Raw genomic sequence first — 23,768 nt, 5'->3', positions numbered from 1 at the left:
CGACCGCACCATGTGCACGTAACCGGTCCACCATGCGGTCAACCCCCCGTCCACTTCCATGAGGCTGATCAACTTGCGGTCCAATTGGACTGGTTGCCTCAAATCTGGTTGTGCCCCGACCGCTTGATCGACTAACCACCCTTCAAATATTGGGCTGTTGGCTGACGGGTTTGACTGTCTGCGGACCGAAAGTGGTTTGCATGGCCGGAGGGGGAGGTACCGTCGCGGTGTGAGTGAAGAACGCGGCAAAGGGGCCACCATCCTGGCAACGCTGCGGTCGCGTATCTCCGATGGCGAGTACCGACCGGGCTACCACCTGCCCCCGCAGCGTGCTCTGGCCGACGAGTTCGAGGTCTCGCGGGACACGATCCAGCGCGTATTGGAGGAGCTGAAGACCGAAGGCTGGATCGAATCCCGTCAGGGCAGCGGTTCGAAGGTTCGGGTGACGCTCCCCATCCACGTGACGACGCAGCCGAAGGTGTCCCCTGGCCGTGTGGCACTCGGACCTTTCGTCGCACGCGCCTTCGCTCAGTCCGTCGTGGAACTGGATGTCTTCACGTTCACCTCGGAGAGCCTCGACACCCACATGCGGGTGCAGGCCGATGCAATCCGCAACGGGCAGATTCCCGCCCCTGAGCGCATCGCTGTCCGGATACTGCTGCCTTCCGAGTCGACCGAACTGCCCTATCCGCGGGCGAGAGTGCCGGTGGACTCCACCGACGACGTGAAGGAGCTGGACCGGATCCTCCAGGCGCGTACGCGGGAGATCATCCGACGGCACACCTCCTCCCTGCGCGATGCCCTGCGCAACCTCAAGACGGATGGACTGGTGCCCGACGTGGTGGTCTCCGTCCGCGAGGTGCCGCTTGTTCCGACCCACAAGCTGTATCTGCGGCACGGTGTCGAAGGGCTGATCGGTCCTTACAAGATCGTGGAGCGCAGGATCCTGATGGAGGACGACACCGAGGTCGACGCCTGGGACGTCCTGGGACTGGGGTCGACCCTGATTCGGCTCGTTTATGACGAGGGTGATCCCAACGCCATCGGCTCCGTGTTCATGAAGAGCTGGCAGGAATGGTTCGACTCCTGTTGGCGCCGTTATGAACCGTCTTGACCGAGGTCGCTGTTCGTTACATTCCTCGAACGGTGTGAACCCCAGGAGTGAAGACTGTTTCATCCGGGTAGCAAGTCCCGAATAAGCCCCGCCGGGGTCACTTGGGCACTACAGTGTGGTCCCTCTCGTGCTGCGCATGAAAATCGGAGGCGCTGCATAGTTGCTCAGGAGTGCCCGTGGGTGGTCCATCCGGGCCCGCTACCGCGTTCGCGGTGCGGGCGGCCCGCGAGGCACTCGGTGAGCTGGTTTCTCACGCCAGGACGGCGGGGAGACTCACCCGCGGTCACCACAACCTGAATTACATCGTCCCGCTCCCGCCCTGGCTCGGTCCGCTGACGGATCACCAGTTCGTCATGGTGCGTGAGCGTCAGCGTTCCGCATTGCCGGTGGTGATCCGGACCTGGCAGGACGAGGCGGGAATCCTCAAGGCGATCGGCGGTGCCCTTCCACATGTGCCGCGGTGCCTGCTGAAATACGGCGACATCGCGCTCATGAGCTACGTGGACGGCGTACCCCTGTCGAGTGTCTGTCCCAACGGCAAGCCGGTGGACCAGCATCTGGTCCGGGCTCTCGCCGAACTGCTGGCGGACATGACACAGGTCGGCAGGAAAGAGCTGCCGTCCCTGCCGCAGGCCTGGCCCCGGTCCAGCCGGGACAGCCGGGCCTTTCTGCGGACGCTGGCCCTGGCGACGGAAACGCAGGTCCGCCAGCGCAACTGGGACAGGTTCGGCGGACTGTTCGCGATGCTGGGCATCCCCGAGGACGCCATGGTGCGGTTCGCCCAGCGCGTGCCCGCGATGATCAGCCGCCCTTTCAGCCTCCTCCACACGGACCTGCACCGCGACAACGTCATCGTGTCGTACGAGTCGGGTCCCCCGTTGATCTGCGTCGACTGGGAACTGGCGACCTACGGCGACCCGCTGCACGACCTCGCCACCCATCTGGTGCGCATGGGCTACCCCGAGGGGCAGTGGGACGAGGCTGTCGACGCATGGCGCTCGGCGATGGCGTTGAGGCGCCCCAAGGCCGTCAACGGCCTGGAGCGCGACCTGCGGCACTATGTGGCCTTCGAGCGCGCCCAGTCGGTCTACCCGGACGTGATGCGCGCCGCCACATCTCTGGGTGAATCGTTCGACCAGAAGGACCTGGACGCCGCGACCGAGGCGGTGTACTGGGCGTTGCAGGTGGCCGAGGAACCCCTGCGGCTGAAGAACGTTCCGGACGAGAAGGCCATCGAGCGCATTCTCTTCCGCTGGAACGTTTCCCACGGCAAGCGCCACAGCCGTGACCGTGCGGTCTCGTCGATCTCCTGGGTACGTGATCCCAGGGTCCCCGAGCATCCGAAGTTCCCGGCGGCGGCGGTACAGGAAGCGCTCTTCGAGGAGGGCGCCGCCTCGGCCGACCGAGTGTTCAAGGGGACGGCACATCTCAGTACGGCGGTGCGGGTGGAAGGCGTGCCATACCCGGTGATGGTGCGGCGCAAGGTGGGATCCGGCAATTCACGTGAGCGGCGGTTCCTGAACGAGCACGTCGTGCTGCGGGCGATCGAGGACTCGGGCGTGGCGGTGCGCGCGCCGCGTGTACTGGCGTTGGGAACCAGTGAACTCGGAGACCAGTTCACCATCCACTCCTTCGAGGGATCGGAGGGTGAGATCCGGTATCCCGATCACCCCGCGAGCGGTCTTCTGCCGCACGAGGCGGACGACCTCGTGAACCAGCTCCACGCCCTCACAAAAGTTGACTGCGCGAAACTTGCCGAGGACTGGTACGCGCCGGTCGCGGGGTTCCATGAGCAACTGTGCGGCGAACTGATCCGGATGGTGTCGGAACTGCCGAAGGAGACGCTTCAGCTGGCGGGGCAACTCGGCCTTCCCACGAACAGCTTTCGCCTCGAACAGCTTCTCCGCCGGCACATGGTGACGCCTCGACGTGCCGTACTTCTCCACGGAGACCTCAACCCGTGGAACATGATCCGCCGGGAGGACGGCACGGGACTGACGCTGATCGACTGGGAGATGGCGATGGTGGGCGACCCTCTGTACGACCTCGTCCGCCACATGCACCTGACGCCGACCCTCCCCGAGATCAGAACGCGCATGTTCGACCGGTGGTCGCAGCTGCTGCCGGAGGACTGCACGAGGGGCTGGCGTCTCGACTGGCGCGTCTACCGCTGGATCGAGACCGTGCGCTCCGCCTATGTGGACCTGGACCGGCTGGTGACCCGGGACAGTCTTGAAGCCCCCAACGTCAGCCGCGCCGTGGACACCTACGCCATGACTCTGGACGCGGCGACCGCGACGCTGGGGATCAGGGCCAAGTCGACGGCCAACCCGTACCTCGCGCTTGCGCTCCCGCATGTGGATCAGGAGAAGGCCCCGGCCGGGAATCACTCAGGGGCATGACCCAGAAGCTGGTCTGCGAGGCGACGTGCGTAGTTTCGCGAGTCCGGCATCCCAGCTCACAGGTCGACTGCCCCAATGGGCTGGTTGACTGAAAATGGACGGATATCTGACCGGGATCGGTAGGATCGGCGTGTGGGTACCGGGAGTGGGGCCGATGACGGTGGCCGGAAGTTCCAGGAACTGAAGAGCACCCTGCTCGCGGAGATCACAGAGGGCGGGTTCGATGAAGGAACACTCCTGCCGTCACAGCGCGAGCTCGCCGCGAAGCATGGAGTGTCCCGGGACACAGTCCAACGTGTGCTCGCAGTTCTGGCCGACGAAGGCTGGATCGAGTCGCGTCAAGGCAGGGGCTCGATGGTGCTGCGCACGCAGACCGTTCGGTCGAGCGCACGCGGGAACTTCGCCGCGCGACGCTTGACACTCGGTCCGCTGATTGCTGCCGCCTTCAAGGCATCCCATGTCGCACTGGATGTGTTCACGCTCACGTCAGAGGTCCTCTACACCCACGTTCGGGCGCAGGAGGAGCTCATCCGGGCAGGTGAGATCCGTCCGGCCACGATCACCATTCGCATGCTCGTACCGTCCGACGACCAGCCGCTGCCCTTCCCCTATGCCCGGGGCGACCGGGGCGACAACAGGCCGCAGAGGCATCTCCGTGACATCAGGAGATACCACACGGACAACCTGGCCCGCCGCCTTCAGGAACTCGACAGGGACATCGACGGCCTGACCGCCGCGGTGGAGATCCGCCGAGTTCCTCTCGTGCCCTACTCGAAGCTCTACATCTTCAATGAGGCCGAGGTGGTGACCGGGCCGTATGTGCCGTCCGAGCGGCCGATCACGCTCGATGACGGCACCACCCTCGACGTCGTCGACGTCATGGGTTTCGACTCCACGCTGACCCACTGGGTGAAGGACGCCGACCCGCACTCCCAGGACTCATTGATCGTGAGCAACTGGCAGAGATGGTTCGACTCGACTTGGCGGCTGCTGGCGACATAACAAAGGACGCTTCGCGGCCGTGCGGAGGGATGCGCACCACTATCGTGTGCATCAATTTTCTGGCTGCGTATCGCTTTCGCTGTTTAGAACTAGCGTTTTCAGGAGCACAAATGGCGATCTGTGCTTGGCCTGACCGTGGGGGCGAAGCCCGGGATGCTGCTCTTACGGCGTTTCGCAGGAGTGGATACATAGGTGAGATCTCCGTGGGAGCGCCGATGGTCTCCCCGGGGCCGGGGGCCGACGTGCTGGCCAAGACCTGCCCGCCCGACAAGCCCATCGACTCCTTGGTCGTCGGCCTCCTGACCCGGTTCCTCACGCGATTGGCCCTCGTGCGCAAGGACGCACTGCCTCCGCTGCCAGCCGAGTGGTCGCGCAACGAAAGGGACAGCCGGGCCTATCTGGACACGCTCGTGCGCCATGCGAAGCAGCGCATGTTCGCCCCCGACTGGACTGCGATTGGCGGGCTGTTCGCCGTGCTCGGCGTACCGGGCGACGCGCTGGCCCGGTACGCCGAGCAGGTTCCCGCATTGTCCCGTCGCCCCTACGGCCTCATGCTCACGAACCTCGCCCGGGACAACGTGATCATCCTGGAAGGCCCCAAGCTCTCGGTTGCCCGTCTCGACTGGACCTCGGCGTCGTACGGAGATCCGCTGCACGGTCTCGCCAGTCACGTGGTGCGGATGCGTTACCCCGAGGACCAGGTGGAAGAGGTCGTCCAGGAGTGGGCGTCCGAGATGCGGTGCACCAGGCCCCTCGCCGTCAGCGGTCTCGGCCGGGACTTTCGGTACTACGTCGACTTCGAGCGCATCCACGCCGCATACGACGATGTGATCCGCGCGGCGAAGTCCCTCGGCGACTCGGTCGAGGACCGCCGGCTGCTGGCGGTGTCCGCCGACATCGGTACGGCTCTCGAGCGTGCGGCCGGCCTGCTCGGCATGTCCGAGGTAGCGCCCGAGAAGGAGATCGCGGACGCCCTGTTCCGCTGGCAGGCGTCGCGCGTCGCGCGGGACGCTGAGGGGTTGCGGGACATGCTCTTCAGGTGGCGGCGCGACTCCCGCGTTCCGGAGCGGGCCGACTTCCCGTCAGACCTGGTGCGCCGTGCGCTGTCGGTGGAGGGCGTCGCCCCGGCCGACCGGGTCTTCCGCGGGACGGCTCATCTCAACACCGTCGTCCACTTGGAGGACTCTCCGGGACCCGTGGTGGTTCGTCGCGAAACCGCGGCGGCTCCTCGTCGTGAGCGAGTGCTCCTCCCGGAACACGCTGTGCTGCAGGTGATCGAGCAGTCCGGCGCGCAGATCCGGGCACCGCGAATCCTGGCGCTCGGGTACGACGCTCGTGGGCGTCACTTCGCCATCCACACATACGAGGGTCCCGAGAACCGGGCTCCACAACATCCCGTCGACGGGCTGCTGCCAGTTGAGGCGGACGAACTCGTCGACGCACTCGCCGCGCTCGCGAAGGTGGATCACTCGTCCTTGCCGTCCTGCGAGCCGGAGGGGGGCTTCTACCGCTGGCTGACCGGACGGCTCGCCGGCTTCGTCGACGATCTCCCCGTCGAGACCCTGCGGGCCGCAGATCAGCGGGGGCTGCCGGACGGCCAAGTGCTCCGGCGGATCCTCGGCCGCTACGCGGTGACCGAGCGCACCCCCGCTCTGCTGCACGGCGACCTCAACCCCTGGAATCTGGTGCGTGCCGGGCGCCGGGGAGGGCTGACGATCATCGACTGGGAAATGGGGATGATCGGCGATCCCCTGTACGACCTCGTACGCCATCTGCATCTGACGCCGACGCGCACGGAGATGCGGATGCGGATGTTCGAGCGCTGGAGCGGGAAGCTTCCTGCCGGGTGTGTCGTGGGGTGGGAGCGTGACTGGCGCGTCTACCGCTGGATCGAGCAGATCCGCTCGGCATACGTCGACCTGGACCGGATGACGACGGGGGCCGCACTGAGCGCCCCCAACGTACGGCTGGCCGTCGACGCGTACGAGATGACCCTGTCCGCCGCCACGGGCTCTCTGGGGCTGCGCAGGCGGGTCGCGCCGAAGGCGCCGGCGTCGCTCAGGCTGTCCTGACTCCCGGCCCCAGTGCGTAGGCTCACGGCCATGAATGACCTCGGCCTGCGCCAGCGCAAGAAGCAGCGGATGTACGAGACCCTGTCGGAGATCGCCATCCGTCTCTTCCTGGAGAAGGGCTTCGACGCCGTCTCCGTGGCCGAGATCGCCGCCGCCGCCGAGATCTCCAAGCCCACCCTCTTCCGGTACTTCCCGGCCAAGGAGGACCTCGTTCTGTACCGGATCGCCGATCACGAGGACGAGGCCGCGCGGGTCGTGGTGGAGTCGGACGAGGCGCCCCTGGTCGCTCTGCGGCGGCACTTCCTCGAAGGGCTGGAGCGGGACGACCCCGTCACCGGGCTCAATGATCACCCCCAGGTTCTTGCCTTTCACTCGCTGCTCTACGGCACCCCCGCCCTCGTCGCCCGCGCCCACGGGCACCTGGAGCGGCAGGAGGCCGCGCTCGCCGAGGTGCTCGGAGGGGATCTCGACGCGCGGCTGGCGGCGGGGCAGATCATCGCCGTGCGGCGGATTCTCGCCATGGAGAACTGGCGGCGGATCTCGGCGGGGGAGCGCATGGAGGACGTGCGGGGGGATGCCGTGGCCGCGGCCGAGCGGGCCTTCGGGGTGCTGGCGGCCGGGTTGCCGTGGCTCAGCTGAGTAAGATCGAGTAAAAAATTTAACCCGGTTTCATTTTCTCACGTAGGCTCGCCCTCATGACGTCAGCCGGCCCCGCTCCGCATCCCGCCCTGAAAGGTGCCCTCCACCGCGAGCGCATCCACCACGACCGTTGCCGTACCGCTCTCGCCGCCATGATCGACGGCGCCCAGGAGCAGGTCGTCGTCGGCGAGGACGTCTCCGCCTCCGGGGCGGACGCCGAAGTGCTCGGGTATCAGCTGCGCAGTCAGGCCAAGGAGATGCGGGAGCTGCCCGAAGGGCCCTTGTTCTTCGGGAAGCTGGATTTCGACCACGGCGACCATGCCGGGCAGGCGTATCACCTGGGCCGGCTGCGGATCACCGAGCATCCCGCCGCCCCGCCCCTCGTCGTCGACTGGCGCGCGCCCGTCTCCCGCGCCTTCTACCAGGCCGGCGCCCGCGATCCGCAGGGTGTCGCCGTGCGGCGGCGGTTCGGGTGGGCGCCGGGGAGTAAGGGGGAGTCCGCCGATCTCACCGGGCTGGAGGACGAGCACCTCCGGGACGGCGGGCCGCCGCAGGTCAGCGACATCGTCACCCGCGAGATCGAACGGCCCCGTGTCGGCCCCATGCGGGACATCGCCGCGACGATCCAGCCCGAGCAGGACGATCTCGTACGAGGGGGCCTCGCCGTCTCCGTGTGCGTCCAGGGGGCTCCGGGGACCGGCAAGACCGCCGTCGGGCTGCACCGGGCCGCCTATCTCCTCTACACCCACCCGCAGCGGATGCGGCGCGGCGGGCTCCTCGTCCTCGGGCCCAACCGGACCTTCCTCTCCTACATCGCGCAGGTGCTGCCCGCGCTGGGCGAGACCGGCGTACGGCAGTCCACGCTCCAGGACGAGATCGCCCGCCACCGGGTCACCGCCACCGACGCCCACCCCACCGCCGTCCTCAAGCACGACCCCCGGATGGCGGAGGTGCTGCGCCGGGCGCTGTACGCGCGGGTGTCGACCGCGCAGGTCAACTCCCTGGAGATCAAGGACGGGTCGTACCAGTGGCGGGTCGGGGCCGGTGAACTCGCGCGGATCGTGGGGGACGTACGGGAGGAGGAACCGCCGTACTCGACCGGGCGGGAGCGGGTGCGCAGCCGGGTGGTGCGGAGTGTGCAGCTGCAGGCCGAGCGGCGGGCCGGGCCGCAGAGCGGTGCGTGGGTGCAGCGGGTCTCGCGGTCCCGGGTGCTCGGGGCGTTCCTCGACGGCGTGTGGCCCAAGGCGCGGCCCGAGGAGGTCGTGACCGAACTGCTCAGTGACCGCGAGGAGTTGGCGGCCGCCGCAGACGGGCTCCTCGACTCCGAGGAGCAGAAGAACCTGCTGTGGGCCAAGCCGCCGCGGTCCTGGAAGTCGGCGCGCTGGTCGGCGGCCGATCTGGTGCTGCTCGACGAGGTCGCCGGGCTCGTGCAGCATCCTGAGGGGTACGGCCATCTCGTCGTGGACGAGGCGCAGGACCTGTCTCCCATGGAGTGTCGGGCGATCGCCCGCCGGGCCCGTTTCGGGTCGATCACCGTGCTCGGTGACCTGGCGCAGGGGACCACGCCCTGGGCGGCCCGCTCGTGGCACACCGTCCTGCGCCATCTCGGCAAACCGGACGCGGCCGTCGTGCCGCTGACCATCGGCTTCCGCGTCCCGCAGGCCGTCGTCCAGCTCGCCAACCGGCTCCTCGCGCAGCTGGATGTGGCGGTGCCGGAGGGGCGGTCCCTGCGCGGCGACGGGGAGCTGAGGCTGCGTCCCACATCCCTGGACGCCCTGCCGGGCGCGGTGGTGGACGCCGTACGGGAATCGCTCGCGCACGAGGGGTCCGTGGGGGTCGTCGCCGCCGACGCCGACGTGGAACGCGTACGGCAGGCCCTCGACGCGGCCGGGATCGTCGCCGCCGGACCGGACGAGCTCGGTGCGCGGGTGAGCGTCGTACCGGCCGGGCTGGTCAAGGGACTCGAGTACGACCATGTCGTGGCCGTCGAGCCGGCCGCGATCGCGGAGGCGGAGGAGCGCGGGCTGCACCGGCTGTACGTCGTGCTGACCCGGGCGGTGTCGCGGCTGGTGGTGGTGCACGGGCGGCCACTGCCGTTCTAGCGCGGTGCTGCCCGCAGGCGGCCGCACGCCGGGTTTGGCGGCCGCCACGGGCAGCCCACCTGGTGGCGGGCCGCCCGTGGTGGGGTCAGGCGCGGTCGAGGAGGGGGATCAACTGCTCTTCCTCGTACGTCAGATGCGCCTCCAACTCGGTCGTCAGGCGGTCGACCTCCGTGCGGACGGTATCGAGGTCGGTGCCGGAGAGCGCCTCGCGCAACTCCTCGACCAGGGCCGCGATGTGCTCGTGTTCGGTGCGCAGGCGGTCGATGGCCGGAGCCGCCTCCGGGTGGCGGTCGGCCAGGAACGGGAACATCGCCACGTCCTCGCCGGTGTGGTGGTTGTGCAGACCCTGGCAGAACGTCAGGCAGTTGACGCGGAGTTGGGCGCCGAGGGTGCTGGACCCATCGGACGTGGAGGCCAACTCCTTGCGGATCAGGCCGAGTTCGCGGCGGAAGGCGTCGTGGACGAGCCTGATGGCCTCGCCCGGGGACGAGGCGTTGATGTTCGGCGGCCCCGGGCGGGTGATCTCGTGCAGGGCGACCACGGGGAGGACGCGGTCGGTCTTCTCCTGGTACGCGGCCCAGCCGCGCTCCGACTCCACGGCCCGTGCGAAGGCCCGGTTCCGCTCCTCGCCCGCCAGGACGACCGCCTTCGCCTCGTATGTGAACACGCCGCTCTCGACGGTGACTTGAGGGTGCGCGACGAGGTTGCGGTACCAGTCCGGGTGGCGCGGTGAGCCGCCCGCGGACGCGATCACGAGGATGCGGTCGCCGTCGGGGAGGTAGCCGACGGGGGTGGTGTGCGGGGTGCCGGTGCGGGCGCCGGTGGTGGTGAGGAGGATCAGGCGGCCGCCCTCGAAGGGGCCGCCGACTCGGCCGTGGTGGGCGCGGAACTCGTCGATGATCCGCTGGTTGAAGTCCTGGATGGGATGGGTCACTCTCTCTGCTCTCTCTGGTCTCCGGTCATTTCCTGGACGACTCAGAGAAAGCGGCGGACTCCTGGCCCGCCCTGGCCTCACTCAGAGGCCGGGCACCCAACTCGCTCACGGCACAAGGCCGACCCGGCAGTCATGCACGCACGGTAACGTCCGCGGCATGATCGAGACCACCGAGTTTGCGGACATTCCCACGACCACCTTGGCCGATCTGCTCGGTCGGGACCAGGTCATGGACATCGGGATCCGGCCTCTGTGGGGGCCGGTGCCGAGGGTGGCGGGGCCGGCGTTCACCGTACGGTGCCCGCCCGGCGACAACCTCATGCTGCACGCCGCGATCCACCGGGCGCCGGCCGGCTCGGTCGTCGTGGTCGAGTCGGGGGACCTCGACTACGCCCTGGCCGGCGGGAACGTGTGTGCGGTCGCGCAGCGGCGGGGGATCGCGGGGTTCGTCGCCGACGGGCTGATCCGCGACCTCGCCGAGGTGCGGGAGGCCGGCTTCCCGGTGTTCGCCCGAGGGGTCATCCCGATCCCGGGCGCGAAGAAGGCCGTGGCGCCGCTGGGCGGGCGGGTGCGCTGTGGCGGGGTGCGGGTCGAGGCCGGGGACGTGGTGGTCGCCGACGAGGAGGGGGTCGTGGCGGTCCCCGCCGCGCGTCGGTCCGACGTCCTTGCCGCTGCCCGCGCCAAGCTGGCGAAGGAGGCGGCCGAGACGCTCGACGCGTGGGAGGCGGCGCATCGGGCGCGTATCGACGAGATCCTTGCGGAGGCCGGGTTCGAGGGATGACGGACGGGGGCTGGAGGCCGAGGGTGCTTCTCTTCCTGGACGTCGACGGGACACTGCTGCCGTTCGGGGCGGCGAGGCCGTATCCGCTGTACGAGCCGGCCTTTCCGCAAGCCGGGACCGGCACCGACCATCCGCTGCTGAACCGTGTCGACCCCGCGCTCGGCGCGCGTCTGACGTCGCTGGGCTGTGATCTGGTGTGGGCCACGACCTGGGGGGACGACGCCAACACCGATCTGGCGCCCTGGCTCGGACTGCCCCGGCTGCCGCTCGTGGACTGGCCGGACTCGGACGACGACGAGACGACCGGCCCGCACTGGAAGACCCGCCCCCTCGTCTCCTGGGCGGCCGGACGGCCGTTCGTCTGGGTCGACGACGAGATCACCGACGCCGACCGGGCCTGGGTGGCGGCCCACCATCCCGAACGGGCTCTCCTGCACCGAGTGGATCACCGAGCGGGACTCACCGAAGAGGACTTCGCGGTGCTGGAGGAGTGGCTGGCGAGAGGAGGGCGTGACCGGGCCGGGTGATATCGAGTGGTCGGCCGAGCCCCGCTCCCCCTACGGTCGCCCGCATGGCTGACGAAGGCTTCACCCATCCCCGGCTCGCCGCGATCTATGACGCGGTCGAACCCGATCGCGGCGACCTCGACGCGTATGTCCGGATGGTGGAGGAGTTCGGGGCGCGGCGGGTGCTGGACATCGGCTGTGGGACGGGGGTGTTCGCGCTGTTGCTGGCCGGGCGGGGGATCGAGGTGGTGGGGGTCGACCCCGCCCTCGCCTCGCTCGACGTGGCCCGGGGGAAGCCGGGGAGTGAGCGGGTTCGCTGGATCCATGGGGTCGCATCCGAACTCCCGCCGCTGCACGTCGACTTGGTGACCATGACGGCCAACGTCGCCCAGCAGATCGTAGAAGCGGATGCCTGGCGGGAGACGCTGCGGGGTGCGTACACGGCGCTACGGCCCGGTGGGCGGCTGGTGTTCGAGACGCGGGACCCCGCCCGGCGGGCCTGGGAGGAGTGGCACCGGGAGGCGTCGTACGCCGTGACGGACGTGCCCGGTGTCGGAGCGGTGGAGAGCTGGGTCGAAGTCATCGGTGTGGACGGGCAGTTGGTGACGTTCCGGTGGAGCTATGTGTTCGCCGCGGACGGGCGGACCCTGACCTCGGACTCGACCTTGCGCTTCCGGGAGCGGGGGGAGGTCGAGGCGGAGCTGGTCGCGCGGGGGTTGGTGGTGGAGGAGGTACGGGATGCGCCGGACCGGCCGGGCAAGGAACTGGTCTTCGTGGCGCGGCGCCCCTGAGCAGGCTTAGCGTTGAAGTCGCGTCGGCAGGGGCACCCAGCGGCGGGGGGCCTGGCCCTCGACCGCGTCCCGCCCCTCGCTGATCCGCAGACCGGCTTTGTCGCAGCAGTAGGCGAGGACATCGGCGCCGTAGGGAAACGCGTGCTTGCGCTGCCAGAAACGGAAGGTCCAGTAGGCGGCCGGGTCCGATTCGTGCGGCCCGATGTGGATCTCGTCGCCGGCGACGATCTCGCCGTCACGGGCCAGGGCGCCGAACGTGCCGCCCTTGGGGTTGAAGTACACCCCGTAGGCGGTGGTGCCCGCCGATATCGCCCGCAGCACGGCGTCATCGCTCGGCATGTACCCGTCCTGTGTGATCACACAGCCGCCGGGGGCGCCGTCGACGCCCGTGACGCCCACGTAGCGCAGGGACTCGTCGTAGTCCATCGGGTCGAAGGGCGCGTCGTCGGGATCGGTCCTCGGGCACTGCGCGGGATCGGCGCCGAGCCGCCGTATCAACTCGTCCTCGTCGAGGCCCTGTACGAAGCAGACACCGAGCCCTTCGGTCCACATCGGCTCCGTACCGAAGGCCGCGATGAGCGCGTCCGCGGCCTGCTGGGCGGCGACCTCCTCCGGCGGTAACTCCACCGCCCCCGGCAGGTGCTGGACGAGCGGAGCGAGCGGCGTGGTCAGCAGCAGCCGCCCCGGCGACCAGGGCTCCGCCTGCGGTGTCCACACGTCCGCCCCGGCGTCGATCAGCGCGCGCACGGTGGCCTCGTCCATGCTCTGTACGGCGTACCAGAGCGGGGTGTGCTCTTCGTCGTCGCGTACGTCGACGTCCGCGATGTGGGGCAGGAGTGCGGCCACCGCTTGTGCCGAGCCCTGTTCCGCCGTGAGGTGCAGCGGGGTGGCGCCACGCCATCCCGCCCGGGCGTCGGGCGGGGCGCCTGCCTCCAACCGGGCCCTGACCAGGGCCGCGTCGCCCCAGTCGCGGTAGCCCATGCGCTGCCAGTCGGCCTGCGGTACATAGCGCTGCCGCGCCTCCTCCGCACGCCGTAGGGCCTCGCGTTGGCGTCGGTTGAGGGGTGGCGCCAGGAGTGCCGGGGGTCCGCTGACCTCCAGCGTCGCGAACGAAGCCGGCAGCTCCTCCTGTTCCGGCGGCTGGATTCCGGGCCAGACCTCGATCGCCCGGCGTGCGGCGGCATGGAGCGCGTCCACGTCGACCGGAGTACGGGTCTCGGGCACGCCTTCGTCCGGCCACTCGACGACCAACCGCGTCTCTCCGGGCGGGGGGAGCTCTGCCAGATACAGGTCGACGTCCGTCTTGAACAGGGATCTGCGGGAGTGGTGCAGGCCCGGATCCAACGGGATCAGCCCGACCGCCTGCTCGGTCGCCGCCTCCTGCGGCTGACCCTGCGGCCCTGTCCAGGAGATGCTCCGCATCACGGTGCCGTCCAGCGAGGTCACTCGCCGTCCGTCGGAGAACAGCAGCCCCACCCGCAGCCCGGACTGCCGACGCGCGTCCCCGCCCTGCCGACGCATCTTGCGGAACACCGCCAGATGCAGGGTGACCGACCGCGGCCACACGGACCACCCCGTCAGCAGGACCCGCGTCTCGGCCCCCACGCCGACCACTTCCAGCTGCGGCGACAGCGCGGGCGCGAACCGGTCGACGGGCGGCGCATACCGTCCGTCGTCCTCTCCCGGTGGGTGTAACCGGGCCAACACGGCCTGCTCGGCGGCCGGTTCCTCAGCAAGCACCAGATCGTCAAAGAACCCCATGCGCCGAGCGTCGCACACGGCACTGACAATGCCCGGGGGCGGGGAATTCCTGACCCGGGGGCTCGGCGTCCACGTCAGGAACGCCGGCGCCCCACCACCGCGACGGCCGTCCCGATCCCCGCGAACAGCAGCCCGATCCCGCCGAAAATTAGAGGCAGCAGCCACAGTGAGGCGAAGCCGTTGATCTCCGCGTCGTCGGGCGAATCGGCGCGGTAGAGCACCTCGACGCGGTCGCCTTCCTCGTACGACGGTGGATTGGACCCCGTCGAGCTGCGGAACGTCCGCGGCGTGCCGCCCGCGGGCGTGAACTCGACCACGGGGTACGCCGCGGGCTTGTCGTTCGACCTCGCCCTGCGGGATGACGTGCCGACGCTGTCGTTGCGCCACTCCAGCGAGACCACCGTGCCCCGGGCCTTCTCCGCATCCTTCAGGAACGAGACCGTCACTCCCGCCAGTACCAACCCGATGACGAGGAACAACGACCCGAACGCGATCACCCCGAACGTGACCCACTGCCGGGCACCCCACCCACGCCACGGAACCCGCACACCATCCCCCTCGCTCATCCACTGGTCCGCTCACGCGGAGTGACAGGGACGCTATCCCAACGCCGGAGCACACCGAGCGAGGGGCCCGGAGAGGACGACAAGTGGGTGACCCGGCGCTTCCGGCGCCGCAGTCCTGTCCATCGGTTCCGCGTCAGGACGGAGAGAGGACGCAGAACTCGTGGCCCTCCGGGTCGGACAGGCACGTCCACGGGACGTCGCCCTGGCCGAGGTCGAGGTCGGTGGCGCCGAGGGTACGCAGCCGGGCCACCTCCGCCGCCCGGTCGTCACCGGGGTACGGCAGCAGGTCGAGATGGACGCGGTCCGGCACGCTCTTCTCGTCGGGCGTGCGGAGGAACTCGAGATACGGGCCGACAGCCTCGGCGGAGCGCAACACCGCCTGATCGTCGGTCACTTCGTGCAGGGTCCAGTCCGTCGCCGTGCCCCAGAACCGGGCCATGGCCCGCGGATCCGCGCAGTCGACCACCATCGCGGCGATCGGCCCGGTGTCCCGGTAGACCTCGCGAGGCTCCAGTACGCAGAACTCGTTGCCCTCGGGGTCGGCAAGGACCACCCACGGAACCTCGCCCTGGCCCACGTCGACGGGCGTCGCGCCAAGAGCCTCCAGGCGCGCGACCAACTCCGCCTGATGGCCCGCGGAGGTGGTGGCGAGATCGAGGTGCACACGGTTCTTCGTCGCCGTCTTGGCTTCCGGGACGGGAACGACGTCGATGCCGACACCGACCGGGTCCGGCCACACGAGACCGCCCGCGGGGCCGACGTAGGTGGTCACACCGGGACTGTAGGCATTCCAGCCGAGCGCCTCCGCCCAGAACCGGCCGGTTGTCGGCCCGTCAAGAGCCTTGATGTTCACCTGAACAGGTCGCAGGGCCATACCGGCGATCCTATGCAGGTCCGGAAGAGGAATGAGGCAGACGAGTGGCGTGACACACTATTGCAAGCGCCTGCTTGCAATAGTTAGCGCGGGTGATGCACAGTGGGGACATGGCATCGCTCAACGTCGGCAATCTCGGTGAATACCTGCGTGAACAGCGGCGCACCGCGCAGCTGTCGCTCAGGCAGCTCGCCGATGCCGCCGGGGTGTCCAATCCGTATCTGAGCCAGATCGAGCGCGGGCTGCGCAAGCCGAGCGCGGAGGTGTTGCAGCAGGTCGCCAAGGCCCTGCGGATCTCCGCCGAGACCTTGTACGTGCGAGCCGGCATCCTCGACGCCGAGCGGGACCGGGACGACGTGGAGACACGTGCGGCCATCCTCGCCGATCCCACGCTCAACGAGCGGCAGAAGCAGGTGCTGATCCAGATCTACGAATCCTTCCGCAAGGAGAACGGGTTCGAGATAGCCCCGCCGGACGCGGCACCCTCCGCGCAGAGCGACGGTACGGCCCTTCGGGGCAGCGACGTCCAGGACAGTGACGTACTGGACGACGACACCGCCGTAGCAGACCCCCGCAAGACCGACGGCAGCGACGCCGACCCGCACCAGACGGCCAGTTGAGACTCGACCGGAGACTCACTGGCACCGCGGGACCCAAAACCCTCATCAGAAAGCGATCCGGGAGGACCACCACCATGGCCATCACCGACGACATCCGCAAGGCCGTCAAGGACCCGACCCCGCTCTACTTCCTCGCCGGCGCCGGTGACCTGGCCCTCCAGGAGGCCAAGAAGGTGCCCGGCCTGGTGGAGCAGCTGCGCGCCGAGGCGCCGGCCCGTATCGAGGCCGTGCGCGGCACCGACCCGAAGGCGGTCCAGGAGAAGGCCCAGGCCCGTGCCAAGGAGGCCGGCGCCAAGGTCAAGGAGACGCAGGAGACCCTCCAGACCAAGGTCGGTGAGTTCATCACCAACCTGGACGGGGACATCAAGAAGATCGGCACCACCCTCGACGCGGACCTGAAGAAGCTCGGCGAGTCCGCCCAGGACTTCGCCCTGCGCGGCGTCGGCGTCGCCGCCGAGTACGCCGTCAAGGCCCGCGAGACCTACGAGAAGGTCGCCGAGCACGGCGAGCAGGCCGTCAAGACCTGGCGTGGCGAGGCCGCCGAGGAGATCGAGGAACTGGCCATCGCCGTCGAGCCGAGCGCGGAGCCGGGCGAGGTCAAGAAGCCGGCGACCGCGACTCCGGCCGCGAAGCCCACCCCGGCCACGGCCACGGCCGCCGTCCCGGCCCCGGCGAAGAAGACGACCCCCACCGCCAAGAAGGCCACCCCGCGCAAGACCACGGCGAAGAAGACGACCCCGCCCGCCAAGTAAGGCACCGCGGGACGCTTCAGGACTCAGGGCCGGGCACTTACCGAGTGCCCGGCCCGTTCTGCGGGTAGCGGACTCACGGGAGCGGGTACGGTGACCGCGTAATCGCGAAATGACGAGCCGAGTCAGGTGGTGGACGTTGTGCTGATGCAGGGGTTCGCAGGCTTCATGTGGCTGCTGAGCATGGCCCTGATCGTTTTCAGCGGCTTCGCGCTGTTCGACGCTGCCATCCGCCGTGAGGACGCCTACCGCGCGGCCGACAAGAAGACCAAGCCCTTCTGGCTGATCATCCTCGGGCTCGCCTTCGTGGTGAACCTGATCTTCAACATCCTGTCGTTCCTGCCGATCATCGGCCTCATCGCGACGATCGTCTACATGGTCGACGTACGCCCGGCGATCCGCGCCCTCCCGGGCGGCGGCCGCAGCGGTCGGGGCAGGGGTTCGAGCAGCGACGGTCCCTACGGCCCGTACAACGGCGGCAGGTGATCATGCAGGCCGAGGGTCGCGCCCCGCGAGGGGCGCCAACCGCTAACCCTCCCGGTCGAGCAGCAGCACCGCCACGTCGTCCGCCAACTCGCCCCCGTTGAGCGACCGCACCTCGTTCACCGCGGCCCGCAGCAACGCCTCACCGCGCAGCCCTTCGGACAGCTGGCGACGGATCATGGCGACCATTCCGTCCTGCCCCAGCCGCTCCCCGCCCTCCCCGACACGCCCCTCGATCAGCCCGTCGGTATAGAGCATCAGGCTCCACTCGGCCCCCAGCTCCACCTGCATCCGCGGCCACCGGGCCCCCGGCAGCAGGCCCAGCGCGGGCCCGTTGTTGTCGTAGGGCAGCAGCCGCGCGGGCCGCCCCGGCCGGGCCACCAGCGGCGACGGGTGCCCGGCGAGGCACAGCCCCGCCCGCCGCCCGTCCGGCGCGATGTCGACCGTGCACAGCGTCGCGAAGATCTCGTCGTCGGAGCGCTCGTGCTCCAGCACCTCCTGGAGCGTGCCGAGCAGCTCGTCCCCGCACAGCCCCGCAAGGGTCAGCGCACGCCAGGCGATCCGCAGCTCCACGCCGAGCGCCGCCTCATCGGGGCCGTGCCCGCAGACGTCGCCGATCATCGCGTGCACGGTCCCGTCGGGAGTCCGTACGACGTCGTAGAAGTCACCGCCGAGCAGCGCACGCGACCGGCCCGGCCGGTACCGCGCGGCGAACCGCAGCGACGACCCCTCCAGCAGCGGCGTGGGCAGCAGCCCGCGTTCCAGGCGCCGGTTCTCCTGCGCCCGCACCCGTCCCTCGGCGAGCCTGCGCTCCGCCGTGTCGGAACGTTTCCGCTCCACCGCGTACCGGATCGCCCGGCTCAGCAGCCGTCCGTCCAGCTCGTCCCGGAAGAGATAGTCCTGGGCGCCCACCCGCACCGCCTCCGCACCGCGCTCGGCGTCGCCGGACGCGGTGAGCGCGAGGACGGCGTGCCGCGGTGCGAGCTCCAGGACATGACGGAGTACGGCGAGCTCGTCGTCGTCATCGGAGCGGCCGGGCGCGGGCAGCGCGAGGTCGAGCAGGATGCAGTGCACGTCGTCCGTGAGCAGCCGCTCCGCCTCGGTGAGGTTACGGGCGGTGCGGACGCGGATCGGCTTGCCGGCCGAGTCCAGGAGTTCGGGGACGACTGTGGACCCGCCGGGATCGTCCTCGATCACCAGCAGGCTCAGTTGGGTGGTGGCGTTGTTGTCGACCGTGACTTCCTTGCGCGGGGCTTCCTTGGAGGGGGCGTCCTTCGGTGCGGCCGGCGCCTGACCACTCTCCACGGCCGGGATCGCTCGCTGCCGCGGTATGGGTACGGGCATGGTCTCGGATTCCTTCCCTCCCCCCGAGGGCATGGTGGAGCGAGGGACCTCGATCCACCGACGGGGACCATAGCGGGTGCCGGGGCGGGAAAGGAATGGCGTAAGACACGCCGCTTGGCCGGTGGCCACTGTCATATGCCGCGTTATCCACCGCAGTTGGACAGATGGCGCGTGCTGCGGGGATGACGAACGTCACGTTCGCGGAAGGTTTGCGGGGTCGTCAGGCGTGCCCCGCATCACATGGTCCACGTCTCACTCGCTCGCCCGGCGGTGCTCACGCGTCCGGCCGCACCACCCCGAGTATCGGCATCGACCCCGCCCCGGCGATCGTCACCGTCCGCCCCGGCCGCGGCGCGTGCACGATCGCGCCGTCGCCGAGGTACATCGCCACATGGCTGGCGTCGTCGAAGTAGATGATCAGGTCGCCGGGCCGCATGTCCTTGACGTCGATGTGCTTGAGCTGCTTCCACTGCTCCTGCGAGGTGCGCGGAATGGGCTTGCCGGCGCTCGCCCAGGCCTGTGAGGTCAGTCCGGAACAGTCGTACGAGTCGGGGCCCTCGGCGCCCCATTCGTACGGTTTGCCCATCTGGGTCGTCGCAAAGGCGACCGCGAGCTTCCCGGCCGCGCTCGCCTTGCCGTCGATCTCGTCGAGGATGCCGGAGTCCAGCCAGGCGGTCTGCGCCTGATGGGCGGCCTGCTCCTCCAGTTCGGCGAGGCGCTCCTTCTCCTTCTCCTCCAGCTGGGACTCGAGCTTCTCGGCCGCCGCGATCTGCTGCTGGACCCGCTTCTTGGCCGTCGCCTTCGCCTTGCGGTTCGCCTCCAGCTTCGTCCACTGCGCGGAGGCGTCGTCGGCGTACTGCTTCAAGTCCTGCTGGGTCCGGGTCAGTTCCGCGATCAGCGCCTTGGTGGCACGCTGGCCCTGCAGTACCCGGCCGGTGTTGTCCAGGAACTCCTGCGGATCGTCACTCAGCATCAGCTGCGCCTCGTCCGACAGACCGTAGCTGCGGTACTGGGCGGCGGCTGCGGCGCCCGCGCGGGCCTTCAGCTTCGCCAGCTTCTCCTGGCCCTTGACGATCTTCTGGGCCAGCGCGACGATCTGCGCCGACTGCTGCTCGGCCTTCTCCTCGGCGGCGTTGTAGGCGTCGGTGGCGACGGCCGCGTCGTGGTAGAGCGCGTCGAGCTGCTTGCGTACGGCCTCGATGTCCCTGTTGGTCACGGCGGTCGGCGAAGCCGTGGGGCTGGGGGGCGGGCTCGGGGCGGCGAAGGCGGTACCCGGTGCCGCCAGCACGGCTACCGCGCCGATCACGGTCATGGTCGTAGCGATCAGACCGCGCTTGCCCGTTCCCATACCGCTGCCCCCAAAGCTGATTTACCGTCAGTAACTTACGGTGCTCGGGGGATCGTGCCACGCCATGGTCGAAAGCGACAGAGGCAGGCCTTCCCGGTGCCTCCCCCTCTCCCCGTCCCCCGAAAACGATCTCCCCGCCTGTGTGACGAACGACTCACACAGATCGTTCCCCGCAGGTCACTCCCGGGGCGGGTTCACCCGCGCTGCGCACCGGAGTTCACGACTGCGGCACCCCGCGCGGTGCCAACGCCCCCCAGGCCACCGTCACTTCCCCCTGCCGCCACCGCGAAGGCCCGTCCACCACCGGCCAGTCGGCCGTCAGGTCCCGTACTGTCCGGATCCACCGCTGCCGGGTGCCGTACGACGCGTAGGGCGCGGCGGCCGCCCACGCGCGGTCGAAGTCGCGCAGGAAGGAGTGCACCGGCTCGCCCGGGACGTTGCGGTGGATCAGCGCCTTCGGCAGCCGCTCGGCGAGGTCGGAGGGCCGCTCCAACGAGCCCAGCCGGGTCGCGAAGGTGACCGTCCGCGGCCCCTCCGGACCGAGCGCCACCCACACGTGCCGACGCCCGATCTCGTCGCAGGTCCCCTCGACGAGCAGCCCGCCGCGCGATCCCCGCGCCGGATCGGCCGGTGCCAGCCGGGCACACAGCCGCTCCCATACGGCGGCCACCTCGGCCTCGTCGTACTGGCGCAGCACATTGGCCGCCCGGACGAGCAGCGGCCGCTGGGGGACCGGGATCTCGAACCCGCCGTGCCGGAAGACGAGTCCGTCGCGCTCGTACGGCTTCGCCGCCGCCACCCGGGCCGGTTCGATCTCGACACCGACCACGCGCGTGCGTGGAGCTTTCTCACGGAGCCGGGCGAGCAACTCGACGGCCGTCCAGGGCGCGGCGCCGTACCCGAGATCGACGGCGACCGGATCGGCGGCGCGGCGCAGCTCGGCGCCGTGTGCGGCAGCGATCCAGCGGTCCATGCGGCGCAGCCGGTTGGGGTTGGTCGTCCCGCGCGTGACCGTGCCCACAGGACGCGAGGCGGCGCGGGATGTCATGCCTACGAGGGTATGCGGCGGGCGCCGGGCCATCGCGCGCTCTCCCGGGCCGGGCCGGGCCGCGACGCACCCCATCCTCGAACGGTTGAGCGAAATACGGTAATACCTCGGCAAAAACCGCCCCGCACGGAATGGGAATGCCGACTTCCGGTGTTGCCTCCCTCGGAGGGTCCCCACACCCTCCGTCCGGCATGCCCGCAGCAAGGAGGAACGCCACGTGAGCCAGTACGTCAGCAGGCTCCAGCGTCGCTCCCAGGCCGCACCCCACCGGTTGCGCCTGCACCGCCGCCCCCGCCGCGTCGCCATGCTCTCCGTGCACACCTCACCGCTCCACCAGCCGGGCACCGGCGACGCGGGCGGCATGAACGTCTACATCGTCGAACTGGCCCAGCGCCTCGCCGCGATCAATATCGAGGTCGAGATCTTCACCCGCGCGACGACCGGCGGTCTCCCGCCGACCGTCGAGATGGCCCCCGGCGTCCTGGTCCGCCACATCGACGCGGGCCCCTACGAGGGACTCAACAAGGAGGACCTCCCCGCCCAGCTGTGCGCCTTCACCCACGGTGTGATGCAGGCCTGGGCCGGCCACCGCCCCGGCTACTACGACCTGGTCCACTCGCACTACTGGCTCTCCGGCCACGTCGGCTGGCTCGCCGCCCAGCGCTGGGGCACCCCGCTCGTGCACGCCATGCACACCATGGCCAAGGTCAAGAACGCCAACCTCGCCGACGGCGACAGCCCCGAGCCCGCCGCCCGGGTCATCGGCGAGACCCAGATCGTCGCCGCCGCCGACCGCCTCATCGCGAACACCGCCGAGGAGCGCGAGGAACTCGTACGGCACTATGCCGCCGACCCCGCCAAGGTCGCCGTCGTCCACCCCGGGGTGAACCTCGAGCGCTTCCGCCCGGCGGACGGCCGAGCGGCGGCCCGAGCCCGCCTAGGTCTGCCCCAGGACGCCCTGATTCCGCTCTTCGCGGGCCGCATCCAGCCCCTCAAGGCCCCGGACATCCTCCTGCGGGCCGTGGCGGTGTTGCTCGACCAGCGCCCCGACCTGCGCTCCCGCATCCTCGTCCCGGTCGTCGGCGGCCTCAGCGGCAGCGGCCTCGCCAAACCCGAGGGCCTGCAGAAACTGGCCTCCCGCCTCGGCATCGCGGATGTCGTACGGTTCCACCCGCCCGTCGGCCAGGAGCAGCTCGCCGACTGGTTCCGGGCCGCGTCCGTGCTGGTCATGCCCTCCTACAGCGAGTCCTTCGGCCTGGTCGCCATAGAGGCCCAGGCGGCCGGCACCCCGGTGCTCGCGGCGGCGGTCGGCGGACTGCCGGTGGCCGTGGCCGACGAACGGACCGGTTTCCTCGTACGCGGACACGATCCGGCCGCCTACGCGCGCGTGCTGCGCGATTTCGCCGACAACCCGGCACTCACGCCCCGCATGGGCGAGGCGGCCGCACGGCACGCCCAGTCCTTCGGCTGGGACACCGCCGCCGCGGCGACGGCGGACGTGTATGTGGCCGCGGCGCAGTCGTACCGGCGTCACGTACGCTCCCACCATGGCTGAGGCAGAGAAGGCAGCGCAGGTCATCGAGGGCGTCCTCAAGGACGCCGAGGTCGAGTGGGAGAGCCCCGCACCCGGCAACTACGTCGTGCAGCTCCCCGGCACCCGCAAGCTGAAGACGACCGTCTCGCTCCTCGTCGGCCGCCACTCCCTGTCGCTGAACGCCTTCGTCATCCGCCACCCCGACGAGAACGAACCCGGCGTCCACCGCTGGCTCCTGGAGCGCAACCTCAAGCTGTACGGCGTGAGTTACGCCGTCGACCGGCTCGGTGACGTCTACGTCGCCGGCAAGCTCCCCCTCGCCGCGGTCACCGCCGACGAGGTCGACCGCCTCCTCGGTCAGGTCCTGGAGGCGGCCGACGGCAGCTTCAACACCCTGCTGGAGCTGGGTTTCGCCACCGCGATCCGCAAGGAGTACGAGTGGCGGGTGGCCCGGGGCGAGTCGACGCGCAACCTGGACGCGTTCGCGCATCTGACCCAGCGCTCGCAGGACTGATCCCCGGCGTTTCCGCGGTCCTGGGCCTAGTTGGGCGGAAGTGAGTCGGTGGGCTGAGGATCGTCGGTCGGCTCTTCGGTCCCGCCGGGATCCCCGGGCGTGGCCGGCTTGTCCAGCTGGTCCGCGAAGGCCCGTAGCGCGTCCGCCAGTTCCTTCTTGGTGGGCAGCTCGTCGACCTTCTTGTCGAGCTCGGCGATACGGCGGTTGAGTTCCGCCAGCTCGCTCGGGGCGGAGGGTTCGTCGGTGACCGGGGGTTCGTCGGGGGACGTGGAGGTCGGGGTGGGATCGGAACCGCCGGTGGTGTTCTCGTCGCCGCCACCGCCGGCACCGACCGTGCCGCCGTCGGTGCCACCACTGCCGCCCACCGTGCCGTCGTCCGGCGGGAGGGTGGTCGACGCGCTCGGCTCGGCGCTGGGCTCGTCGTCCGAGTTCGCGGCGATGGCGCCACCGACGCTGAGGGCGACCAGGGCGGCCGCACCCGCTACGGCCACGGAGAGACGTCTGAACGGTAAGGAGTTCTGTCTGTCATCCATGCCGGTGACGCTAATCGGTGCCGATCAGCGGACGGACGCCTTCCGTCGAAC

At 69.8% G+C, this 23,768-nt stretch carries 22 protein-coding genes; 14 read left to right on the top strand and 8 right to left on the bottom strand.

The annotated features are described in order from the left end of the window. Positions 1–157 precede the first annotated feature (157 nt). The 6 genes from RNB18_RS34110 to RNB18_RS34085 all read left to right on the top strand — a co-directional run bounded on the left by RNB18_RS34110 (position 158) and on the right by RNB18_RS34085 (position 9,331). Positions 158–1,114: a GntR family transcriptional regulator gene (locus RNB18_RS34110; RefSeq protein ID WP_311717956.1), complete on the top strand. Its 957-nt coding sequence runs from the start codon at positions 158–160 to the stop codon at positions 1,112–1,114. A 176-nt stretch (positions 1,115–1,290) separates the two neighbouring features. Beyond that, positions 1,291–3,516: a phosphotransferase family protein gene (locus RNB18_RS34105; protein WP_311717955.1), complete on the top strand. Its 2,226-nt coding sequence runs from the start codon at positions 1,291–1,293 to the stop codon at positions 3,514–3,516. A 132-nt stretch (positions 3,517–3,648) separates the two neighbouring features. Beyond that, on the top strand, positions 3,649–4,518 hold the full coding sequence (locus tag RNB18_RS34100; protein WP_311717954.1) for a GntR family transcriptional regulator: 870 nt from the start codon (positions 3,649–3,651) through the stop codon (positions 4,516–4,518). Positions 4,519–4,721: 203 nt separating this feature from the next. Beyond that, positions 4,722–6,590 carry an aminoglycoside phosphotransferase family protein gene (locus RNB18_RS34095; protein ID WP_311717953.1) on the top strand — a complete coding sequence of 623 codons (1,869 nt, stop codon included), beginning with the start codon at positions 4,722–4,724 and terminating at the stop codon, positions 6,588–6,590. A 30-nt stretch (positions 6,591–6,620) separates the two neighbouring features. Then, positions 6,621–7,229 (top strand): TetR family transcriptional regulator, encoded by a 609-nt coding sequence (locus RNB18_RS34090; RefSeq protein ID WP_311717952.1) that lies wholly within the window; start codon positions 6,621–6,623, stop codon positions 7,227–7,229. A 56-nt stretch (positions 7,230–7,285) separates the two neighbouring features. Continuing rightward, positions 7,286–9,331, top strand: coding sequence for a HelD family protein (locus RNB18_RS34085; protein ID WP_311717951.1), 2,046 nt, complete (start codon positions 7,286–7,288; stop codon positions 9,329–9,331). Between the two features lie 85 nt (positions 9,332–9,416). Here the strand turns inward: RNB18_RS34085 and RNB18_RS34080 are convergent, their stop codons facing one another. After that, on the bottom strand, positions 9,417–10,265 hold the full coding sequence (locus tag RNB18_RS34080) for a nitroreductase/quinone reductase family protein (protein ID WP_311717950.1): 849 nt from the start codon (positions 10,263–10,265) through the stop codon (positions 9,417–9,419). A 157-nt stretch (positions 10,266–10,422) separates the two neighbouring features. Here RNB18_RS34080 and RNB18_RS34075 point away from each other — a divergent pair, with 157 nt between their 5' ends. Genes RNB18_RS34075 through RNB18_RS34065 form a run of 3 tightly spaced genes read left to right on the top strand, consistent with a single transcriptional unit; the run spans position 10,423 to position 12,343 of the window. Beyond that, positions 10,423–11,046 (top strand): RraA family protein, encoded by a 624-nt coding sequence (locus RNB18_RS34075; protein WP_311717949.1) that lies wholly within the window; start codon positions 10,423–10,425, stop codon positions 11,044–11,046. 23 nt (positions 11,047–11,069) lie between these two features. Then, positions 11,070–11,573, top strand: coding sequence for an HAD domain-containing protein (locus RNB18_RS34070; RefSeq protein ID WP_311717948.1), 504 nt, complete (start codon positions 11,070–11,072; stop codon positions 11,571–11,573). 44 nt (positions 11,574–11,617) lie between these two features. Further along, on the top strand, positions 11,618–12,343 hold the full coding sequence (locus RNB18_RS34065) for a class I SAM-dependent methyltransferase (protein WP_311717947.1): 726 nt from the start codon (positions 11,618–11,620) through the stop codon (positions 12,341–12,343). 6 nt (positions 12,344–12,349) lie between these two features. On the opposite strand, the gene RNB18_RS34060 is transcribed toward RNB18_RS34065, so the two are convergent. The 3 genes from RNB18_RS34060 to RNB18_RS34050 all read right to left on the bottom strand — a co-directional run bounded on the left by RNB18_RS34060 (position 12,350) and on the right by RNB18_RS34050 (position 15,544). Beyond that, a complete protein-coding gene (locus tag RNB18_RS34060; protein ID WP_311717946.1) occupies positions 12,350–14,104 on the bottom strand; it encodes an ankyrin repeat domain-containing protein in 1,755 nt (584 codons plus the stop codon). 74 nt (positions 14,105–14,178) lie between these two features. Next, positions 14,179–14,670, bottom strand: coding sequence for a DUF3592 domain-containing protein (locus RNB18_RS34055; protein ID WP_311717945.1), 492 nt, complete (start codon positions 14,668–14,670; stop codon positions 14,179–14,181). Positions 14,671–14,803: 133 nt separating this feature from the next. Beyond that, on the bottom strand, positions 14,804–15,544 hold the full coding sequence (locus tag RNB18_RS34050; protein WP_311717944.1) for a VOC family protein: 741 nt from the start codon (positions 15,542–15,544) through the stop codon (positions 14,804–14,806). A gap of 110 nt (positions 15,545–15,654) precedes the next feature. Here RNB18_RS34050 and RNB18_RS34045 point away from each other — a divergent pair, with 110 nt between their 5' ends. The 3 genes from RNB18_RS34045 (at position 15,655) to RNB18_RS34035 (ending at position 17,399) form a co-directional block, all read left to right on the top strand. Then, complete coding sequence (locus tag RNB18_RS34045) at positions 15,655–16,164, top strand: helix-turn-helix domain-containing protein (RefSeq protein ID WP_311717943.1); 510 nt, start codon at positions 15,655–15,657, stop codon at positions 16,162–16,164. 74 nt (positions 16,165–16,238) lie between these two features. Beyond that, positions 16,239–16,916 (top strand): hypothetical protein, encoded by a 678-nt coding sequence (locus RNB18_RS34040; RefSeq protein ID WP_266517411.1) that lies wholly within the window; start codon positions 16,239–16,241, stop codon positions 16,914–16,916. A 144-nt stretch (positions 16,917–17,060) separates the two neighbouring features. Beyond that, positions 17,061–17,399 (top strand): DUF2516 family protein, encoded by a 339-nt coding sequence (locus RNB18_RS34035; protein ID WP_030318102.1) that lies wholly within the window; start codon positions 17,061–17,063, stop codon positions 17,397–17,399. A gap of 42 nt (positions 17,400–17,441) precedes the next feature. Here RNB18_RS34035 and RNB18_RS34030 read toward each other — a convergent pair whose 3' ends face one another. The 3 genes from RNB18_RS34030 to RNB18_RS34020 all read right to left on the bottom strand — a co-directional run bounded on the left by RNB18_RS34030 (position 17,442) and on the right by RNB18_RS34020 (position 21,136). Beyond that, positions 17,442–18,740 carry a PP2C family protein-serine/threonine phosphatase gene (locus RNB18_RS34030; RefSeq protein ID WP_311717942.1) on the bottom strand — a complete coding sequence of 433 codons (1,299 nt, stop codon included), beginning with the start codon at positions 18,738–18,740 and terminating at the stop codon, positions 17,442–17,444. A gap of 274 nt (positions 18,741–19,014) precedes the next feature. Beyond that, on the bottom strand, positions 19,015–20,088 hold the full coding sequence (locus tag RNB18_RS34025; protein ID WP_311717941.1) for a C40 family peptidase: 1,074 nt from the start codon (positions 20,086–20,088) through the stop codon (positions 19,015–19,017). A gap of 217 nt (positions 20,089–20,305) precedes the next feature. Further along, complete coding sequence (locus tag RNB18_RS34020; RefSeq protein ID WP_311717940.1) at positions 20,306–21,136, bottom strand: class I SAM-dependent methyltransferase; 831 nt, start codon at positions 21,134–21,136, stop codon at positions 20,306–20,308. Between the two features lie 217 nt (positions 21,137–21,353). Here RNB18_RS34020 and mshA point away from each other — a divergent pair, with 217 nt between their 5' ends. Continuing rightward, positions 21,354–22,691, top strand: coding sequence for a D-inositol-3-phosphate glycosyltransferase (gene mshA / locus RNB18_RS34015; protein ID WP_311717939.1), 1,338 nt, complete (start codon positions 21,354–21,356; stop codon positions 22,689–22,691). After that, a complete protein-coding gene (locus RNB18_RS34010; RefSeq protein ID WP_266517426.1) occupies positions 22,684–23,184 on the top strand; it encodes a type III secretion system chaperone family protein in 501 nt (166 codons plus the stop codon). The genes mshA and RNB18_RS34010 overlap by 8 nt, the downstream gene beginning before the upstream one ends. Positions 23,185–23,210: 26 nt before the next feature. Here the strand turns inward: RNB18_RS34010 and RNB18_RS34005 are convergent, their stop codons facing one another. Further along, complete coding sequence (locus RNB18_RS34005; RefSeq protein ID WP_311717938.1) at positions 23,211–23,717, bottom strand: hypothetical protein; 507 nt, start codon at positions 23,715–23,717, stop codon at positions 23,211–23,213. Positions 23,718–23,768: the final 51 nt, after the last annotated feature.

Source organism: Streptomyces doebereineriae (assembly GCF_031845645.1).
Lineage (GTDB): Bacteria > Actinomycetota > Actinomycetes > Streptomycetales > Streptomycetaceae > Streptomyces > Streptomyces canus.
Note: the sequence above shows the minus strand (reverse complement) of the source record. Positions and strands in the feature narration are given on the sequence as shown.

Bases quoted from the DNA above. Each gene is read 5' to 3' on its own strand.
- RNB18_RS34090 (WP_311717952.1), top strand. From the start codon at position 6,621: ATGAATGACCTCGGCCTGCGCCAGCGCAAGAAGCAGCGGATGTACGAG.
- RNB18_RS34085 (WP_311717951.1), top strand. From the start codon at position 7,286: ATGACGTCAGCCGGCCCCGCTCCGCATCCCGCCCTGAAAGGTGCCCTC.
- RNB18_RS34075 (WP_311717949.1), top strand. From the start codon at position 10,423: ATGATCGAGACCACCGAGTTTGCGGACATTCCCACGACCACCTTGGCC.
- RNB18_RS34065 (WP_311717947.1), top strand. From the start codon at position 11,618: ATGGCTGACGAAGGCTTCACCCATCCCCGGCTCGCCGCGATCTATGAC.
- RNB18_RS34060 (WP_311717946.1), bottom strand. From the start codon at position 14,104: ATGGGGTTCTTTGACGATCTGGTGCTTGCTGAGGAACCGGCCGCCGAG.
- RNB18_RS34055 (WP_311717945.1), bottom strand. From the start codon at position 14,670: ATGAGCGAGGGGGATGGTGTGCGGGTTCCGTGGCGTGGGTGGGGTGCC.
- RNB18_RS34050 (WP_311717944.1), bottom strand. From the start codon at position 15,544: ATGGCCCTGCGACCTGTTCAGGTGAACATCAAGGCTCTTGACGGGCCG.
- RNB18_RS34045 (WP_311717943.1), top strand. From the start codon at position 15,655: ATGGCATCGCTCAACGTCGGCAATCTCGGTGAATACCTGCGTGAACAG.
- RNB18_RS34040 (WP_266517411.1), top strand. From the start codon at position 16,239: ATGGCCATCACCGACGACATCCGCAAGGCCGTCAAGGACCCGACCCCG.
- RNB18_RS34035 (WP_030318102.1), top strand. From the start codon at position 17,061: ATGCAGGGGTTCGCAGGCTTCATGTGGCTGCTGAGCATGGCCCTGATC.
- RNB18_RS34030 (WP_311717942.1), bottom strand. From the start codon at position 18,740: ATGCCCGTACCCATACCGCGGCAGCGAGCGATCCCGGCCGTGGAGAGT.
- RNB18_RS34025 (WP_311717941.1), bottom strand. From the start codon at position 20,088: ATGGGAACGGGCAAGCGCGGTCTGATCGCTACGACCATGACCGTGATC.
- RNB18_RS34020 (WP_311717940.1), bottom strand. From the start codon at position 21,136: ATGACATCCCGCGCCGCCTCGCGTCCTGTGGGCACGGTCACGCGCGGG.
- RNB18_RS34010 (WP_266517426.1), top strand. From the start codon at position 22,684: ATGGCTGAGGCAGAGAAGGCAGCGCAGGTCATCGAGGGCGTCCTCAAG.
- RNB18_RS34005 (WP_311717938.1), bottom strand. From the start codon at position 23,717: ATGGATGACAGACAGAACTCCTTACCGTTCAGACGTCTCTCCGTGGCC.